This is a genomic window from Pseudomonas imrae, from assembly GCF_046352735.2.
Taxonomy (GTDB): domain Bacteria; phylum Pseudomonadota; class Gammaproteobacteria; order Pseudomonadales; family Pseudomonadaceae; genus Aquipseudomonas; species Aquipseudomonas imrae.
In genome coordinates this window covers 588,603-605,802 of record NZ_CP110853.2, presented here as the reverse complement: position 1 = coordinate 605,802, position 17,200 = coordinate 588,603, and the positions used below count along the sequence as shown (strand labels likewise).

Genomic DNA, 17,200 nt, shown 5'->3' with positions numbered 1-17,200 from the left:
TCGCCCATGGCAAAACCCAATTACTCCTTCGCCAAACGTCAGAGAGACTTGGCCAAGGAACAGAAGAAAGAGGAAAAGCTGCAACGCAAAAAAGCGGCTGCAGATGAAGAAGCAGGTGCATTGAACCCGGATGCGGAAGGTGAAGTGGCAACTGACGACACCGAAACACCGAAAGACCCGGCTGAATAATTTCTGATGTGGCGAGCGGGCTTGTTGTGGCAAACCCGCTCGCTACAGGGCGTTCGGCACCCTTTAAGCATTTACTCCAGCGGCATCACCGTCACCCGCACTTCCGGATCGTGGTTTCCTCCCCCCAGAATCACCCCACGCAGCGGCGACACGTCGGAAAAGTCCCGGCCCCAGGCCAGGGTGATGTGTTCCAGCGCCGGCTGCACATTGTTAGTCGGATCAAAATCCACCCAACCCAACACCGGGCAAAACACCGACACCCAGGCATGCGACGCATCGGCGCCAATCAGCCGGGGTTGACCGGGCGGTGGCTGGGTCAGCAGATAACCGCTGATATAACGCGCCGCCAGGCCACGAGAGCGCAGGCATGCGAGCATCAGGTGGGCGAAGTCCTGGCATACGCCACGCCGGCGCTCCAACACTTGCACCAACGGCGTGGCGACCTGGGTAGCTTCGGCATCGAAGGTGAACTCGCTGAAAATCTTCTCCATCAGCGCCTGCACGCCCTGCAACAGCGGCCGCCCCGGTGTAAAACAACTTTCGGAAAACTCGACGAAGTTTTTTTTCAGATGCACGTAGGGCGATTCAAACCGATAACGGCATGCTTCGATCATCTGCGGTGACAACGCCTGACTACTGTAGGTCAGGCTGGCACGAGTCTGGTCCCAGGGCGGCGACCGGCCAAAATCCAGCACAGGTCGCGCCAGCACCTCCACAGTCAGCCCGGCATTGACCAGCAGTTCGTCATGGGGCCGCTCGAACGCCAGCCGGGTAATCGGGTTGCCGAACACATCCAACTCATCCCGACGCACCGTCGGCTCGGGGCTGATCTGCAGTTGCCGGGAGCTGCAACATTGCCAGGCACACTCTCGCGGCCACAAATGCGCCAACTGCTGGGCCAGGGACACCGGGCTGTCGTAATGGTAGTGAGTATCGTGAAAAACCTGATAGCGGGCACTCATCACACCGACACCGTTTGCTGGCTGACATCATCTACATGGGCAAAATGGCGCAAGGCCAGGCGATCCGAGACTTGCCCGCTCTCCTCGGCGACAGCCTGCAACAGATCCGCCAGCCCATCGAGAGCCGCCCGTACGCTGCTTTCACCGAACAGCGGGTTTTCCAGGCAACTGAGGTCAAAGCGCACCAAACGCTCGACCAACGGTGCGAGCCCGGTCTCCCGTGGGACGCCGAAATCATCATTGAGACGGCGCAAGGTGCGGCTCACCAGTTTCAACTGGAACAACACGGCGTGGGGGTTCTGTTCGTCCAGCAGCAACAAATCCAGTACCGGAATCAATTGCGGTACCGCGAGGTAGCGGGAGCGGTAGGTGATACTGCTGTTGCCCAACTCCAGCAACCATTCCAACCCGGCCTGATCAAATACCGTCGCGCCACCACGCAGGAAGGCCGCAAGGCTGCTGCTGAGAAACTGCAGCCGCTCGATACGTCGGCCCATCATCAAAAAACGCCAGCCTTCATCACGAGTCATATCATCCAGGGCGAAACCGGACAGTGCCGCCAGCGACATCACCAGGCGGTTGAGGAAGTCCAGCAGTTCGCCAAAACCCGGCGCTTCGCTTTCCAGCTCCATGGCTTCATGCTGAAGCTCCACCAGGGCCTGCCAGTTCTCCCGGGACAATTTGCCACGCACCTGGGACGCTGCCCATTGCAAACGCTGCAAATCGGCCCGCAGGCTCGACGGCCAGTCATCACCGAGCAACGCCGCCTGCAGGCGCTCAGGCAACTCGCCCTCTTCCGGCAGCAGGCGCAGGCTTTCACCCAGCGCCACTGCCGCTTGCAACGCTTGTGGGTCGTCACCGTCGACATAACGGGCGAGAACAATCCGCAGCCAGCGCGCGCTGTCGTCACAGCGTTCGCAATAACGGCCAAACCAGAACAGGTTTTCCACCACCCGCGACGGCAGGTAAGGGTCGCGCCGCACCAGGTCATGGCTACCAATTGTGCGCTGGGCGCGCCACTGTTCGCCGCCAGCAACGCGCTCGCCAAGCACCCAGGTATCTTTGCTCGCCCCACCGCGCTGCATCGCCACTACTTCGGCATCGGCCTCGGCTGCCACGCGAGTCAGGCCGCCAGGCAGCACACGGTAACCGTCGGCGCTGGCGACCGCATACATGCGCACACCAATGGCGCGGTGTTGCAGGTGGGCTTCGCCGGTATGCCAGACCGGTGCCTGGGACAACTGCGCCAGTTCCTGGGCGACGTAGGCATAGGGCCGCGCGCGCATGCGTTCGGCCAGGGCCTCACGCTGTGCATCGTTCAAGTCGCGACCAAACACAGGGTTGAAGCTTTGCGAGGGAAACGCGGGTTTGATCACCAGTTGTGGCAGTTTCTCCAGGGCTTGGGCAAGCACCGGCGCTTCGCCGCACCACCAGGTGGCGATGGACGGCAGAATCAGCTCTTCACCAAACAGGAATTCATTGATCTTCGGCAAAAAGCCCAGCAGGCCGGGGGACTCAAGCACGCCACTGCCCAAGGCGTTAGCCACCAGCACATTGCCCTGCCGCACGGCGTCCAGCAGGCCCGGCACGCCAAGCGCCGAATCGGTGCGCAGCTCCAGAGGGTCACAGAAGTCATCGTCCAGGCGACGCATGATCGCGTGTACCCGGCGCAGACCGCTGAGGGTCTTCAGGTACACCGTGGCATCGCGCACGGTGAGGTCGCCACCTTCTACCAACGGGTAGCCCAGTTGGCGGGCAAGGTATAGATGCTCGAAGTAGCTTTCGTTGAAACGACCCGGAGTCAACAGCACGATCAGCGGTGGCTGGTCGGCGCTGGGGGCCTGGCGCGCCAGGGTTTCGTGGAGTGTGCGGAAGAACCCGGTGAGGTGCTGAACCTGCAAGTCGCGGTACAGGTCCGGAAACGCGCGGGATACGATCGTGCGGTTTTCCAGGGCATAACCAGCGCCGGACGGGGCCTGGGTGCGATCCGCCGTGACCCACCAGCGGCCATCCGGTGTGCGGGCCAGGTCCACTGCGTACAGATGCAAAAACATACCATCAGGCGGCGCAATACCCTGGCAGGGCCACAGGAAATTGTTATGCCCGAACACCAGTTCTGCCGGCAGCAAGCCTTCGGCAATCAAGCGTTGCGGGCCATACAGGTCGGCCAGTACCGCATTGAGCAGGCGCGCACGCTGGGCGATGCCCGCCGAAAGGTGCTTCCATTCATCAGCGGCCAGTACGTGGGGCAGCAGGTCCAACTCCCACGGACGGTCAGCGCCCTTGGGATCGGCATAGACGTTGTAAGTCACGCCGTTTTCCTGGATTTGCCGGGTCAACAGCGCCTGGCGCTGGGCCAACTGCGCAGGCGTGCTGCGCTGCAGATAGTCGAGCAAGCGCTGCCAATGGGCACGGACCGCGCCGCTGTCGTCCAGCAGTTCGTGATAAGTGCCCGCGGTCTGCGGGTAACGGTCGAGCAAGTCGGACATGGAACGCTCGGCAGGGGCAAAGGGGCTCAGATTAACTCAAATTTACTGCAATCTAATGTGGAAGCTGGCTTGCCTGCGATGGCAGCGTCAGTCAGTACATGTGCTGATCGATACACCGTCATGGCAGGTAAGCCAGCTCCTACAGTTAAATTGGGTTTAGTCATTTTTATTGGGGTGGCGCCGTAGATCCAGAGTCATCGGAAACTCGTCATTGATTACCCCATTGGGTACCAGCAATCTTCCAGAGCCATGCCCCAAGCGGAAGAACCGCGCCATACGCCGGCTTTCAGCCTCGTTGGCATTCACCGGCAGGCTCTCATAATTGCGCCCGCCGGGATGGGCGACGTGATATTGGCAACCGCCCAACGAGCGCTGCATCCAGGTATCCAGCAAGTCAAATACCAGCGGCGCATGCACCGCAATGGTTGGCTGCAGGCAGTTGGCCGGCTGCCAGGCGCGATAGCGCACACCGGCGACAAATTCACCCACCCGGCCCGTCGCGTGCAGTGGCACCGGGATGCCGTTGCACGTCAGCCGGTAACGCTCGGGCGCCAAGCCGGTCAACTTCACCTGCAGGCGCTCCAGGGATGAGTCCACATAACGCACCGTGCCGCCCGCAGCGCCCTCCTCTCCCAATACATGCCAGGGCTCCAGGGCCTGGCGCAGCTCCAGCTCGACGCCGCCGACGGCATGATCGCCGATCCTCGGAAAGCGGAACTCCAGATGCGCGGCGAACCATTCGACCCGCAGCGGATAACCTGCGGCGTTCAGTTCGGCGATCACGTCAGCGAAGTCCTGCTCGATAAAGTGCGGCAGCAGGAAACGGTCGTGCAACTCGGTTCCCCAGCGCGCCAGTTTCGGCGGCGCATAGGGTTCACGCCAGAAGCGCGCCACCAGTGCCCGCAACAACAACTGCTGGGTCAGGCTCATTCGCGCGTGGGGCGGCATCTCAAAGGCACGCAGTTCCAGCAGGCCCAGGCGACCGGTGGCGCCGTCCGGCGAGTAGAGCTTGTCGATGCAGAATTCTGCGCGATGGGTGTTGCCGGTCACGTCAATCAACAGGTTGCGCAACAGCCGATCCACCAACCAGGGCGGGCACTCTTCGCCCGGCGCCGGCATTTGGGCAAACGCGATCTCCAACTCATACAGCGCGTCATTACGGGCTTCGTCGACCCGTGGCGCCTGGGAAGTGGGGCCGATGAACAGGCCGGAAAACAGGTAGGACAATGACGGGTGGTTATGCCAGTAGCTGATCAAACTGCGCAGCAGATCAGGACGGCGCAGAAACGGCGAATCCTTGGGCGTCGCGCCACCCAACACAAAGTGGTTGCCGCCGCCGGTTCCGGTGTGGCGACCGTCGATCATGAATTTTTCAGTAGTCAGGCGGGTTTGCCGGGCCTGCTCGTAAAGAAACTCGGTGCGCTCTACCAACTCGTCCCAGGTCGCGGACGGCTGCACGTTGACCTCGATCACACCGGGGTCAGGCGTCACCCGGAAGCTGCAAAGACGCGCATCGGCCGGCGGCTCGTAGCCCTCCAGCAACACCGGGCAACGCAGCTCCTCGGCGCAGGCTTCGATGGCGGCTACCAACTCCAGGTAATCTTCGACGCGCTCCAACGGCGGCATAAACAGATACAGGCGCCCTTCTCGTGCTTCGGCGCAAAGCGCGGTACGCGTCAGCCAATCGGCGGACTCGTCGACTTTCGGCACGCGGTCTTCGCTCGGCGCAGGTTCACCATGGCTTTGCAGTTGCGCGGTGGACGGCAACGGCGGCTGATCCTGGTTCGGGTCCGCGGGGTGGACAAAGGGATATTCCGCCGCAGTGACCCACGGTTGCGAGGCCAGCGGCAAGCGATAACCCAGCGGCGAGTCGCCCGGCACCAGCCGGCAGTGATTGTCCCGCAAGTACCAGCGCCCACTTTGCCAGCGGTCGTTGGCAGCCGTGCGCGCCAACGGCAACACCTGACCAATGACTTTATCCAGGCCCTGGCTGAACACCTTGCGCAGGCGTTCGCGCTCCAGTTCATCACTCAAGCGCGCGTCCTGGGCGCTGACATTGAGCGCCAGCGCGCCCTCGCGCCACAGATAGTAGAAGTTGTCCTCGAAAGCCGGGAACACAAAGCGCGTCGGTAGCTTCAAGCGCTCGGCCACGCAGGCAAGGAAACGCCCGGCCATTACGTCGTCGGCAGCGTAGTCCTGTTGCTCATCAGCGATCAGCGCGCTGTTGTGCCAGATCGGTACACCATCACGTCGCCAGTAACTGTTGAGGGACCAACGCGGCAGTTGTTCGCCGGGGTACCACTTGCCCTGGCCGAAATGCACCAGGCCCTTCGGCGCGTAGTGTTTGCGCATGCGCTGGAACAGCTCGGCGGACAGCCGCCGCTTGTCCGCCCCCAGGGCTGCGGTGTTCCACTCGGCGCCATCGGGGTCGTCGATCGAGACAAAGGTCGGTTCGCCGCCCATGGTCAAGCGCACATCATGCTTGAGCAGGTCGCCATCAATCTGCCGCCCCAGCGCCTGGATCGCCAGCCATTGCTCCTCGGTATAGGGCTTGGTGACGCGCGGCGCTTCCCAGATCCGCTCCACCGACATCTCGTGGACGAATTCACACTCGCATGGCTCGACCAAGCCGCTGATAGGTGCCGCAGAGGAAGGATCGGGACTACAGGCCAACGGAATATGTCCTTCACCGGCGAACAACCCAGAGGTGGCATCCAGGCCGATCCAGCCGGCACCGGGCAGATACACCTCACACCAGGCATGCAGATCGGTGAAATCCACTTCAGTGCCGCTAGGGCCGTCGAGTGCTTTGACGTCGGCGGTCAGTTGGATCAGGTAGCCAGAGACAAACCGCGCCGCCAGCCCCAGATTGCGCAACAGTTGCACCAGCAGCCAGGCCGAGTCACGGCAAGAACCGCAGGCGTGCTCCAGGGTGAATTCCGGGGTCTGTACGCCCGGCTCCATCCGGATCAGGTAACCGATGTCCGCGGCCAGGCGCTGATTGAGGCCAACCAGGAAATCCACTGCCGGCAATGGCGTGCGGTCAATACCGGCCAGGTAGGCGGCGAACGCTGGCGTCAATGGCAAGGTTTCCAGGTACGGCGCCAGCTCGCGCTGTTCATCGGCGGCGTAATTGAAGGGGATTGTTTCGGCGTAAGGCTCAAGGAAAAAGTCGAACGGGTTGAACACCGCCATCTCGGCGACCAGATCGACTTCGATACGCAGCTCGTCGGTCTTTTCCGGGAACACCAGCCGCGCCAGGTAATTGCCCTGCGGGTCCTGCTGCCAGTTGATGAAATGCTGCCGGGGCAGCACTTTCAGCGCATAGGACAGGATCCGCGTGCGGCTATGGGCCGCCGGGCGCAAACGCACAATCTGCGGACCGAGTTCGACCTCACGGTCGTAGCGGTAATGCGTAACGTGGTGCAACGCGACATGAATCGACACGGCGGCCTCCTGCGAGCCAGGGCATGCAGACTAAGCGCGCAAGACTTATGCCAGAGCCGCTACGGCTGTGCTTTATCGCCAACACCTGTGCCAGTCAGCACCAAAACAGCGCGACGACGAGCCTGGCGGTGCAAGGGTTGCACTTCTTTGTGGCGCCCGTATGAGGGCAGGCACCACCTGAGTCCTGCGGTTAACCCTTCAGCGCAAAGCAAAACGCCAGCCCGAAGGCTGGCGTTTTGTGGTTTCAGGCAGCGATCAGCGCGGCACTACCGGCTTGCGGGTTGGCTTCTTGCCTTTGCCCTTGGCCGCGTCGGTGCGTTCCTTGGCGGCCTGCTTGTTACGGGCCATCGCCGCAGCCTTGGCTTGCTCGCGCTTGTCCCACGGGTTGCTGCCGTCGCTGCCGCGAGGTGGCAGGCCAGTGTGCTGGGTGAGGATCTTGGTGGTGGTTTCCTTGGCGACCTTGTGGCTGCCGGCCGGCGTCGAATTCTTGCGACGAGCGCTCTGGTAGCTGTCGGTGGCAGGCTGGTGCAGCGGGATCAACTGGTCCTTGCCTGGCCCGATCAGGTCGGCACGGCCCATGCGAGTCAAGGCTTCACGCAGCATCGGCCAGCCTTTCGGGTCGTGGTAGCGCAAGAAAGCCTTGTGCAGACGGCGCTGCTCTTCGCTCTTGACGATCGTCACGCCGTCGCTCTTGTAGGTCACCTTACGCAACGGGTTCTTGCCGGAGTGATACATCGCAGTAGCGGTGGCCATCGGCGACGGGTAGAACGCCTGCACCTGGTCAGCGCGGAAGCCGTTGCCCTTGAGCCACAGCGCCAGGTTCATCATGTCTTCATCGGTGGTGCCCGGGTGGGCGGCGATGAAGTAAGGAATCAGGTACTGCTCCTTGCCCGCTTCCTTGGTGTACTTCTCGAACATGCGCTTGAACTTGTCATAGCTGCCGATGCCCGGTTTCATCATCTGGTTGAGCGGACCTTCCTCGGTGTGTTCCGGGGCGATCTTGAGGTAGCCACCGACGTGGTGGGTGACCAGCTCCTTCACGTATTCCGGCGACTCCACGGCGAGGTCGTAACGCAGGCCGGAGGCGATCAGGATTTTCTTCACACCCGGCAACGCACGTGCGCTGCGGTACAACTGGATCAGCGACGAGTGGTCGGTGTTCAGGTTCGGGCAGATACCAGGGAACACGCATGACGGCTTACGGCACGCGGATTCGATTTCCGGGCTCTTGCACGCAATGCGATACATGTTAGCGGTCGGGCCGCCGAGGTCGGAGATCACGCCAGTGAAGCCCGGGACCTTGTCGCGGATCTCTTCGATTTCGCGAATGATCGACTCTTCGGAACGGTTCTGGATGATGCGACCTTCGTGCTCGGTGATCGAGCAGAAGGTACAACCGCCAAAGCAGCCACGCATGATGTTCACCGAGAAGCGGATCATGTCGTAGGCCGGGATCTTTTCCTTGCCGTATACCGGGTGCGGAACACGTGCGTAAGGCATGCCGAACACGTAGTCCATTTCTTCGGTGGTCATTGGAATGGGCGGCGGGTTGAACCACACGTCCACTTCGCCGTGCTTCTGCACCAGGGCGCGGGCATTACCTGGGTTGGTTTCCAAGTGCAACACACGGTTGGCGTGAGCATAGAGCACCGCGTCGCCACGAACCTTTTCCACCGAAGGCAGGCGGATCACGGTCTTGTCGCGGGTCATGCGCGGGCTGGCCAGGATCTGTACGACCTTGGCTTCTTGCGGGTCATCCACCGGGCCTTTTTCCTGCTCGATGGCGCAGGCCTGGGTGTCCTGGGTGTTGACGTATGGGTTGATGATCTTGTCGACCTTGCCCGGACGGTCGATGCGGGTGGAGTCCACCTCGTACCAACCCGCCGGCGTGTCACGGCGAATGAACGCGGTGCCGCGCACATCGGTGATGTCTTCGATCTTGTGGCCCCACGACAGGCGCTGGGCAACTTCGACAATGGCGCGCTCGGCGTTGCCGTACAACAGGATATCGGCGGTGGCGTCGATCAGGATCGAGTTGCGCACGCGGTCCTGCCAGTAGTCGTAGTGGGCGATGCGGCGCAGGGAGGCTTCAATACCGCCAAGTACGATCGGCACGTTCTTGTAGGCTTCCTTGCACCGCTGGCTGTACACCAGGCTCGCACGGTCCGGGCGTTTGCCGGCCATACCGCCAGGGGTGTAGGCGTCGTCGGAGCGGATTTTCTTGTCGGCGGTGTAGCGGTTGATCATCGAGTCCATGTTGCCGGCCGCGACGCCGAAAAACAGGTTCGGCTCGCCGAGCTTCATGAAATCGTCTTTGGACTGCCAGTTCGGCTGGGCAATGATCCCTACGCGAAAGCCCTGGGACTCCAGCAGCCGGCCGATGATCGCCATGCCGAACGACGGATGGTCAACGTAGGCATCACCGGTGACGATGATGATGTCGCATGAATCCCAGCCAAGCTGATCCATCTCCTCCCTGCTCATCGGCAGGAATGGCGCTGGACCGAAACATTCGGCCCAGTACTTGGGATAGTCAAATAACGGCTTGGCTGTTTGCATGACGATGACCGGTGTTGAGATGAAAAATCGCGGGCGCGGAATATAGCACAAAATTTGACCAATTCCGACGGTAACGGTCGGAATTATGGCGAGCCCTGAATAGTGAAGGCTTTCGAAGGTGGCAGCGGGCTTGCTCGCGGAAGCGGTGTGTCAGCCAACACATCTACTGGCTAATCCGACGCCTTCGCGAGCAAGCCCGCTCCCACACTGCTTGTCGCTATTCGTCTTCGAAGTTGTAACTACCTGGCGCAAGGTTTTCGAAACGGGTGTATTTGCCGATGAACGCCAGGCGCGTGGTGCCGATAGGACCGTTACGCTGTTTGCCGATGATGATTTCGGCAATGCCTTTATGCTCGGTTTCCGGGTGATATACCTCGTCCCGGTACACGAACATGATGACGTCGGCGTCCTGCTCGATCGCTCCGGATTCGCGCAAGTCGGAGTTGATCGGGCGTTTGTTCGGACGCTGCTCCAGGGAGCGGTTGAGCTGGGACAGCGCCACCACCGGGCAGTTGAATTCCTTGGCCAGGGCTTTCAGCGAGCGGGAAATCTCGGAAATCTCGTTGGTCCGGTTATCGCCACCGGAGCCCGGGATCTGCATCAATTGCAGGTAGTCGATCATGATCAGGCCGACATCACCATGCTCACGCACCAGGCGTCGGGTGCGCGCACGCATTTCCGAGGGGCTGATACCGGCGGTGTCATCGATAAACAGCTTACGGTCGTTGAGCAGGTTCACCGCCGAGGTCAGGCGCGGCCAGTCGTCATCTTCCAGGCGGCCGGCACGGACTTTTGTCTGGTCGATACGCCCCAGGGACGAGAGCATCCGCATGATCAGCGATTCACCTGGCATCTCGAGGGAGTAAACCAATACAGCTTTTTCGCTGCGCAATACCGCGTTTTCCACCAGGTTCATCGCAAACGTGGTTTTACCCATGGATGGACGGCCGGCAACAATGATCAGGTCGGCCGGCTGCAAGCCACTGGTCATGCCATCGAGGTCGGTATAGCCAGTAGACAGGCCAGTGATGGCATTGTCGGTGTTAAACAGGGTATCGATACGGTCGATGGCCTTGGTCAACAGGTCATTGACGCTGACCGGGCCACCGGTTTTTGGCCGGGCTTCGGCGATCTGAAAGATCTGGCGCTCGGCTTCGTCAAGGATTTCTTCAGCCGTACGCCCTTCCGGGTTGAAGGCGCTGTCGGCGATTTCAGTGGCGATGCCGATCAGTTGGCGCAAGGTGGCCCGCGCGCGGACGATCTGCGCATAGGCCTTGATGTTGGCGACTGACGGGGTGTTTTTCGCCAACTCGCCCAGGTAACCGAGGCCACCCACCTGCGAAGTCTGACCTTCCTTGTCCAATTGCTCGGCAAGGGTCACTACGTCGATGGGGGAGTTCAGGTCGGCCAGCTTGGCGATGGCGCGGAAGATCAGGCGGTGGTCATGCCGATAGAAGTCACCGTCCGAGACTTGATCCAGCACGCGCTCCCAGGCGTTGTTGTCCAGCATCAAACCACCGAGCACGGCCTGTTCGGCCTCGATGGAGTGCGGCGGCACCTTCAGGGCAGCGGTTTGCAGATCGTATTGCTCGGGAGCTGAAATATCGTTCATGGCCACTTGGAATTAGGGGTGTGTAGAAAAACAAAAGGCACGACCTGTAAACAGGATCGTGCCCGATGTTAACTGGCTGACACGCGAGGTGCCAGTCAGTTAGGCGCTTCTTAAGCTGCTACCACGACAACGCGTACGGTGGCTTCAACTTCAGCGTGCAGGTGCACGGCTACGTCGAATTCGCCTACGTTGCGGATGGTGCCGTTCGGCAGACGAACTTCGCTCTTCTGCACTTCAACGCCAGAGGCGGTCAGTGCATCAGCGATGTCGTGAGTACCGATCGAGCCGAACAGCTTGCCTTCGTCACCGGCGGTGGCAGTGATAGTCACTTCCAGCTCAGCCAGTTGGGCAGCGCGAGTTTCGGCCGAAGCTTTTTTGTCTGCTGCGGCTTTTTCCAGCTCAGCACGACGCTCTTCAAACGCGGCCAGGTTGGCAGCGGTTGCAGCGGTGGCTTTGCCGTATGGCAGCAGGTAGTTACGACCGTAGCCGGCCTTAACGTTTACTTTGTCGCCCAGGTTGCCCAGGTTGGCGACTTTTTCCAGAAGGATCAGTTGCATGTGAAAATCCTCTAACTTTTAACCTTCACCGTTCGCGTTGTCGGCATCCTTGGACGCCAGACGACCGCGAAAATCAATCAGGCCGTCGACAATGGCCAAAACCACGAGTAACGGATAGATCAGTTGCATAAACAGCAACAGCGTCACGTACAACCCCACCAGCCAGAACTTGGCCAGGCGCTTTTGCGCCACCAGCCCGTGCATCAGGGCCAGCCCGGCAATCACCAGCGGTACGCTGCACAACGGCGTCAACATGGCCATTTGCGGACCGAAGTTCGGCCCTACAAGCATGCACGCCAGCAGCAACATCGCTGGTCCTGCGGGGATTCTGATACTGCGAAACTCGCGACCAAAACCACCCGGGTTATACAACAACGCCTGCCAGTAACGCCCAAGAATCAGGCTCAGCACACTGACGACTTGCAACAGTGCCGCTATCAGGCCGGTCAGGACCGGTGCAATCAGTGTGGCCATGCGCGCTCGCTCTTCTACCGACAATTGCTGGTAGAGATCCCCGAGGGCCAGTGGCAGGATTTTAACCAACTCCTGCGACAGCGCCTCGATTTGCGGGCGGAAAGCCGCGCCAAGCACCACTGAATACACCAACCCCAATGCCACGCTGACCAGCAGCGTGCGAGTCCAGGACTCACTTGCGCGCAAAACCAACGCAAGGCTCGATGACCCCAGCAGTACCAGAAGTACCCGCGGATCATCAAATTGCAACCACCAGATCAAGGCTGGCAACAACCCCAGGGCAAGGACACCAAGGGCGTCCTTCAAACCGCGCCGCAGGAGCACAAGGCAACCTGCGGCAGCACCCAACCAATACAACAACGGCAATGCTGCACATCCAGCCACTACCAGAGTGGCCTGCACACGACCGCGCATGATGAACTCAGCTAAGGCGCGCATGCATTCAATCCCTTACCACTTGTCGACTGCCCGGTCTCAGCGGCCGTGGCTGTCGGTGTAGGCCAGCAGGGCCAGGAAGCGGGCGCGCTTGATAGCGGTGGCCAGCTGACGCTGATAACGAGCTTTGGTACCGGTGATGCGGCTTGGAACAATTTTGCCGGTCTCGGATACGTAGGCTTTCAGAGTGTTGAGATCTTTGTAGTCGATCTCCTTCACTTCTTCAGCGGTGAAGCGGCAAAACTTACGACGACGGAAGAAACGTGCCATTTGATAGGCTCCTTAAAAGGTCCGTGGATTACTCGTCAGCGTTATCGCTGTTGTCGCTGTCATCACTGTCAGCGCTTTCAGCGCCTTCGTGCTCAGGACGGTCGCGACGCTCACGGCGCTCACTGCGGTTTTCTTCAGCCTTGAGCATCTCGGATTGGCCGGTAACGGCTTCTTCGCGACGGATGACCAGGTTACGGATCACTGCATCGTTGTAGCGGAAGTTGTCTTCCAGCTCGGCCAGGGCCTTGCCAGTGCACTCAACGTTCAGCATCACGTAGTGAGCCTTGTGAACATTGTTGATTGCGTAGGCCAGTTGACGACGGCCCCAATCTTCCAGACGGTGGATTTTGCCGCCGTCTTCTTCGATCAGCTTGGTGTAACGCTCAACCATGCCGCCGACTTGCTCGCTTTGATCCGGGTGGACCAAAAAGATGATTTCGTAATGACGCATGAATGCTCCTTACGGGTTGTAGCCTGCCGCTCAAAAACGGTCAGACAAGGAGTGAATGACACTTATGGATCTTGCCGCAGGGAGGCACATCTGTGCCCGCCAGGAAGGCAAGGGGCGCAATAGTAGAGGAGCCGGGGGGAAGCTGCAAGCGACAAGCTACAAGTGGCAAATCCACCTCGCGCCTAAACTTGCAGCTTGAAGCTTATGGCTTCCGAGGAGCGGCTGCTTTTTTGGCCTTGGCACCGCGCTGGCGCTGAGCCTCGAACAGGCACACGCCGGTCGCAACGGAGACGTTGAGGCTGCTGACGCTACCGGCCATCGGCAGATGCACCAGGTAATCGCAATGCTCGCGAGTGAGGCGACGCATGCCTTTGCCTTCGGCCCCCATGATCAGAATGGTCGGGCCGGTGAGGTCCTGGTCATAAATGCTGACCTCGGCCTCGCCCGCCGTGCCGACAACCCACAAGCCGCGCTGCTGGAGTTTCTCCAGGGTGCGCGCCAGGTTGGTCACGGCCACCAGCGGAATCACTTCCGCCGCACCACAGGCCACCTTGCGCACCACCGGCGTAAGGGTTGCCGATTTGTCTTTAGGCACGATGACTGCCAGCGCACCGGCAGCATCCGCCGAACGCAGGCAAGCACCCAGGTTGTGCGGATCGGTCACGCCGTCGAGCACCAACAACAGCGGAGCGCCTTCTGTACGGTCGAGCAACTCGTCGAGCATCGCCTCACCCCAGACCTGGCTTGGGCTGACATCAGCCACCACGCCCTGGTGTACGCCTTCGACCCACACGTCCATTTCGCGACGCTCGGCCTGGCCGATCGCCACGCGATTTTCATTCGCCAGCTCGACCAGCGCCTGGACGCGCGGTTCGCTGCGCCCCTCTGCCAACCACACCTGCTTGACGCGTTTCGGGTGGTGACGCAGCAATGCTTCTACGGCGTGGACGCCGTAGATTTTTTCCAGACTCATGACTTGGCCTTAGGTTTGCGCGACCCGCCACTTTTGGCTGGGGCCGAACCCGCCTTGGGCGGGCCTTTACGGTGTTTACTCGGTTTGCCCGATGGCTTGTCGGCGCCTTGGGACTTTCCCCCAGACGTCGCCTTACCACCGCCTTTGGCCTCGTTGAGCAACTGTTGCTTCAACTCGCGACTTTTGCGCAACTCGGCGTTTTTCGCCGCAGCATCGCCAGGACGGTACGCGTCGCTGGCTTTCTCTTTGCTCGACGAACGGCGCGCAGGCTTGGCTGCCGCAGGTTCGGCGGCGGAGGCTTTAGCCGGGGCGCCTTTTTTTGCCGGCGCCGAAGTCTCAGCACCACGCTTCTTGCGGCCAATCGGCGCTTCGAGGGTCTTTTCTGCCATTTCGAAGTCGATCTTGCGCTCGTCGAGATCGACGCGCATGACTCGCACTTCAACCGTGTCACCCAGGCGAAAGCTGCGACCGGTGCGCTCGCCCGCCAAGCGGTGATGCACAGGATCGAAGTGGTAATAGTCCCCCGGCAAGGCCGTGACGTGGACCAGCCCTTCAACGTAGATATCGGTCAATTCTACGAACAGCCCAAAGCCGGTCACCGCAGTGATCACACCCGGGAACGACTCACCCACACGGTCTTTCATGAACTCGCACTTGAGCCAGTTCACCACGTCACGGGTGGCTTCATCGGCGCGACGCTCGTTCATGGAGCACTGCTCGCCCAATTGCTCAAGGATCGCTTCGTCGTACGGATAGATCCGCGCCTTCGGAATGCTCATGGCGCCTGCACGCTTGACGTGCGGGGTATTCATCTTGGAATGGATCACGCTGCGGATCGCCCGGTGCGTGAGCAAGTCTGGGTAACGGCGAATCGGCGAGGTGAAGTGGGTGTACGCCTCGTAATTCAGGCCAAAGTGGCCCTGGTTGTCGGCGCTGTACACCGCCTGGCTCAGGGACCGCAGCATCACGGTCTGGATCAGGTGGAAGTCCGGACGATCCTTGATGCTGGCCAGCAAGGCCTGGTAATCCTTGGGCGATGGACCGTCCTTGCCTTTGTGCAGGGACAGGCCAAGCTCGCCGAGAAACGCGCGCAGTTTTTCCAGGCGCTCCGGCGGCGGACCGTCGTGGACCCGGTACAGCGCAGGAATTTCGTGCTTTTTCAGGAATTCAGCAGTGGCCACGTTGGCCGCCAGCATGCATTCCTCAATCAGTTTGTGGGCGTCGTTACGCGTCGTCGGGGTGATTTCGGCGATTTTGCGCTCGGAGCCAAAGATGATCCGGGTTTCCTGGGTTTCAAAATCGATCGCACCACGGATATGACGTGCGCCCAACAGCACCTTGTACAAGGCATACAACTGCTTCAGATGCGGCACAACATGACCGTACTCACCACGCAGCGCCTTGGCTTCGCTGGTTTTCGGCTGTTCCAGGATGGTACTGACCTTGTTGTAGGTCAGGCGCGCCTGGGAGTGGATCACCGCTTCGTAGAACTGGTAATCGGTCATTTCGCCGGTTTTCGAGATAGTCATCTCGCACACCATGGCCAAACGGTCGACTTTCGGGTTCAGGGAGCACAGGCCGTTGGACAACTGCTCAGGCAGCATCGGGATCACGCGCTCGGGGAAGTACACCGAGTTGCCACGCACCTGGGCTTCGTTGTCCAGGGCCGAACCGATCTTCACGTAACTGGAAACATCGGCGATCGCGACGTAGAGCTTCCAGCCTCCGGAGAACAGGCGCAGCTTGCCGGGCTTGGCTTCGCAGTAGACCGCATCGTCGAAGTCACGGGCATCTTCACCATCAATGGTGACAAACGGCAGATGACGCAGGTCGATGCGCTTCTCTTTGTCTTTCTCTTCGACTTCCGGCTTGAGCTTGGCGGCCTCTTTGAGCACCGCCTCCGGCCAGACGTGAGGAATATCGTAGGTGCGCAACGCAACATCGATTTCCATGCCCGGCGCCATGTAGTTGCCGACCACTTCGACGATATCGCCCTGTGGCTGGAAGCGCGGGGTTGGCCAGTGGGTGATTTTAACCTCGACGAACTGACCGACCTTGGCGGCGCCATTACGGCCCGGAGTCACCAGCACTTCCTGCTGGACCTTCGGGTTATCCGGAATAACAAAGCCGATGCCGCCTTCTTCGAAGTAACGGCCGACGATGGACTCGTGGGCACGGGACACCACTTCGACGATCACACCTTCACGACGGCCACGACGATCCAGGCCGGACACCCGGGCCAGGGCACGGTCGCCATCGAACACCAGGCGCATTTGTGCCGGGCTCATGAACAGGTCGTCACTGCCGTCATCGGGAATCAGGAAGCCGAAACCATCACGGTGACCCGCAATGCGACCAAGGATAAGGTCGAGTTTGTCCACCGGCGCGTAAGTGCCTCGGCGGGTATAGATCAACTGCGCGTCGCGCTCCATGGCTCGCAGGCGGCGGCGCAGGGCCTCGAGCTGGTCTTCGGTAGTCAGACCGAACTCTTCAACCAACTGCTCGCGGCTAGCAGGCGAACCCCGATCGGCGAGGTGCGCCAGGATCAGTTCGCGGCTAGGAATAGGGTTTTCATATTTTTCCGCTTCACGAGCGGCCTCGGGATCGAGGGACTGCCAATCGGCCATTAGAGAGTTTTCACCTTGTCTATATGCGGGTTAGTTTGGCATACGCGTATTGAAACGGGAAATTTCAGGTGTCAACAAGCTCGTAAAAGCACTTTAGCGCCACCAAAACCCAATTTGCGCGACCGCCCGCGAAATTTTCCAGGCTTTTTTAATGA

The 17,200-nt window shown here is 60.5% G+C and carries 12 protein-coding genes; 1 reads left to right on the top strand and 11 read right to left on the bottom strand.

Annotated features, from left to right (window positions below):
* Window positions 1-6: 6 nt before the first annotated feature.
* Complete coding sequence (locus OQ460_RS02680) at window positions 7-189, top strand: hypothetical protein (RefSeq protein WP_065900153.1); 183 nt, start codon at window positions 7-9, stop codon at window positions 187-189.
* 71 nt (window positions 190-260) lie between these two features.
* Here the strand turns inward: OQ460_RS02680 and OQ460_RS02675 are convergent, their stop codons facing one another.
* The 11 genes from OQ460_RS02675 to rnr all read right to left on the bottom strand — a co-directional run bounded on the left by OQ460_RS02675 (window position 261) and on the right by rnr (window position 17,045).
* The gene (locus tag OQ460_RS02675; RefSeq protein ID WP_410020370.1) at window positions 261-1,151 is read right to left on the bottom strand and encodes a transglutaminase family protein; all 891 of its coding nucleotides are present in this window, start codon (window positions 1,149-1,151) and stop codon (window positions 261-263) included.
* A complete protein-coding gene (locus OQ460_RS02670) occupies window positions 1,151-3,640 on the bottom strand; it encodes a circularly permuted type 2 ATP-grasp protein (RefSeq protein WP_410020369.1) in 2,490 nt (829 codons plus the stop codon). Before OQ460_RS02670 ends, OQ460_RS02675 begins: the two co-directional genes overlap by 1 nt.
* Window positions 3,641-3,796: 156 nt before the next feature.
* Complete coding sequence (locus tag OQ460_RS02665) at window positions 3,797-7,087, bottom strand: DUF2126 domain-containing protein (protein ID WP_410020368.1); 3,291 nt, start codon at window positions 7,085-7,087, stop codon at window positions 3,797-3,799.
* A 255-nt stretch (window positions 7,088-7,342) separates the two neighbouring features.
* Window positions 7,343-9,646: a YgiQ family radical SAM protein gene (locus OQ460_RS02660; protein WP_410020367.1), complete on the bottom strand. Its 2,304-nt coding sequence runs from the start codon at window positions 9,644-9,646 to the stop codon at window positions 7,343-7,345.
* 217 nt (window positions 9,647-9,863) lie between these two features.
* Window positions 9,864-11,258 (bottom strand): replicative DNA helicase, encoded by a 1,395-nt coding sequence (gene dnaB, locus OQ460_RS02655; RefSeq protein WP_038445597.1) that lies wholly within the window; start codon window positions 11,256-11,258, stop codon window positions 9,864-9,866.
* A gap of 110 nt (window positions 11,259-11,368) precedes the next feature.
* On the bottom strand, window positions 11,369-11,815 hold the full coding sequence (gene rplI / locus OQ460_RS02650) for a 50S ribosomal protein L9 (protein ID WP_003171376.1): 447 nt from the start codon (window positions 11,813-11,815) through the stop codon (window positions 11,369-11,371).
* Between the two features lie 18 nt (window positions 11,816-11,833).
* On the bottom strand, window positions 11,834-12,727 hold the full coding sequence (locus OQ460_RS02645) for a hypothetical protein (protein ID WP_410020366.1): 894 nt from the start codon (window positions 12,725-12,727) through the stop codon (window positions 11,834-11,836).
* 36 nt (window positions 12,728-12,763) lie between these two features.
* Window positions 12,764-12,994 (bottom strand): 30S ribosomal protein S18, encoded by a 231-nt coding sequence (gene rpsR / locus OQ460_RS02640; protein ID WP_003171373.1) that lies wholly within the window; start codon window positions 12,992-12,994, stop codon window positions 12,764-12,766.
* Window positions 12,995-13,022: 28 nt separating this feature from the next.
* Window positions 13,023-13,445, bottom strand: a complete 423-nt coding sequence (rpsF, locus tag OQ460_RS02635) for a 30S ribosomal protein S6 (protein WP_003217491.1) — start codon at window positions 13,443-13,445, stop codon at window positions 13,023-13,025.
* Between the two features lie 202 nt (window positions 13,446-13,647).
* Window positions 13,648-14,418, bottom strand: a complete 771-nt coding sequence (rlmB, locus tag OQ460_RS02630; RefSeq protein ID WP_410020365.1) for a 23S rRNA (guanosine(2251)-2'-O)-methyltransferase RlmB — start codon at window positions 14,416-14,418, stop codon at window positions 13,648-13,650.
* Window positions 14,415-17,045 carry a ribonuclease R gene (rnr, locus tag OQ460_RS02625; protein ID WP_410020364.1) on the bottom strand — a complete coding sequence of 877 codons (2,631 nt, stop codon included), beginning with the start codon at window positions 17,043-17,045 and terminating at the stop codon, window positions 14,415-14,417. Before rnr ends, rlmB begins: the two co-directional genes overlap by 4 nt.
* Window positions 17,046-17,200 lie beyond the last annotated feature (155 nt).

What these genes read in the sequence shown, in the direction of transcription:
- OQ460_RS02680 (WP_065900153.1), top strand. Translation starts at nt 7, where the DNA reads ATGGCAAAACCCAATTACTCCTTCGCCAAACGTCAGAGAGACTTGGCC.
- OQ460_RS02675 (WP_410020370.1), bottom strand. Translation starts at nt 1,151, where the DNA reads ATGAGTGCCCGCTATCAGGTTTTTCACGATACTCACTACCATTACGAC.
- OQ460_RS02670 (WP_410020369.1), bottom strand. Translation starts at nt 3,640, where the DNA reads ATGTCCGACTTGCTCGACCGTTACCCGCAGACCGCGGGCACTTATCAC.
- OQ460_RS02660 (WP_410020367.1), bottom strand. Translation starts at nt 9,646, where the DNA reads ATGCAAACAGCCAAGCCGTTATTTGACTATCCCAAGTACTGGGCCGAA.
- dnaB (WP_038445597.1), bottom strand. Translation starts at nt 11,258, where the DNA reads ATGAACGATATTTCAGCTCCCGAGCAATACGATCTGCAAACCGCTGCC.
- rplI (WP_003171376.1), bottom strand. Translation starts at nt 11,815, where the DNA reads ATGCAACTGATCCTTCTGGAAAAAGTCGCCAACCTGGGCAACCTGGGC.
- OQ460_RS02645 (WP_410020366.1), bottom strand. Translation starts at nt 12,727, where the DNA reads ATGCGCGCCTTAGCTGAGTTCATCATGCGCGGTCGTGTGCAGGCCACT.
- rpsR (WP_003171373.1), bottom strand. Translation starts at nt 12,994, where the DNA reads ATGGCACGTTTCTTCCGTCGTCGTAAGTTTTGCCGCTTCACCGCTGAA.
- rpsF (WP_003217491.1), bottom strand. Translation starts at nt 13,445, where the DNA reads ATGCGTCATTACGAAATCATCTTTTTGGTCCACCCGGATCAAAGCGAG.
- rlmB (WP_410020365.1), bottom strand. Translation starts at nt 14,418, where the DNA reads ATGAGTCTGGAAAAAATCTACGGCGTCCACGCCGTAGAAGCATTGCTG.
- rnr (WP_410020364.1), bottom strand. Translation starts at nt 17,045, where the DNA reads ATGGCCGATTGGCAGTCCCTCGATCCCGAGGCCGCTCGTGAAGCGGAA.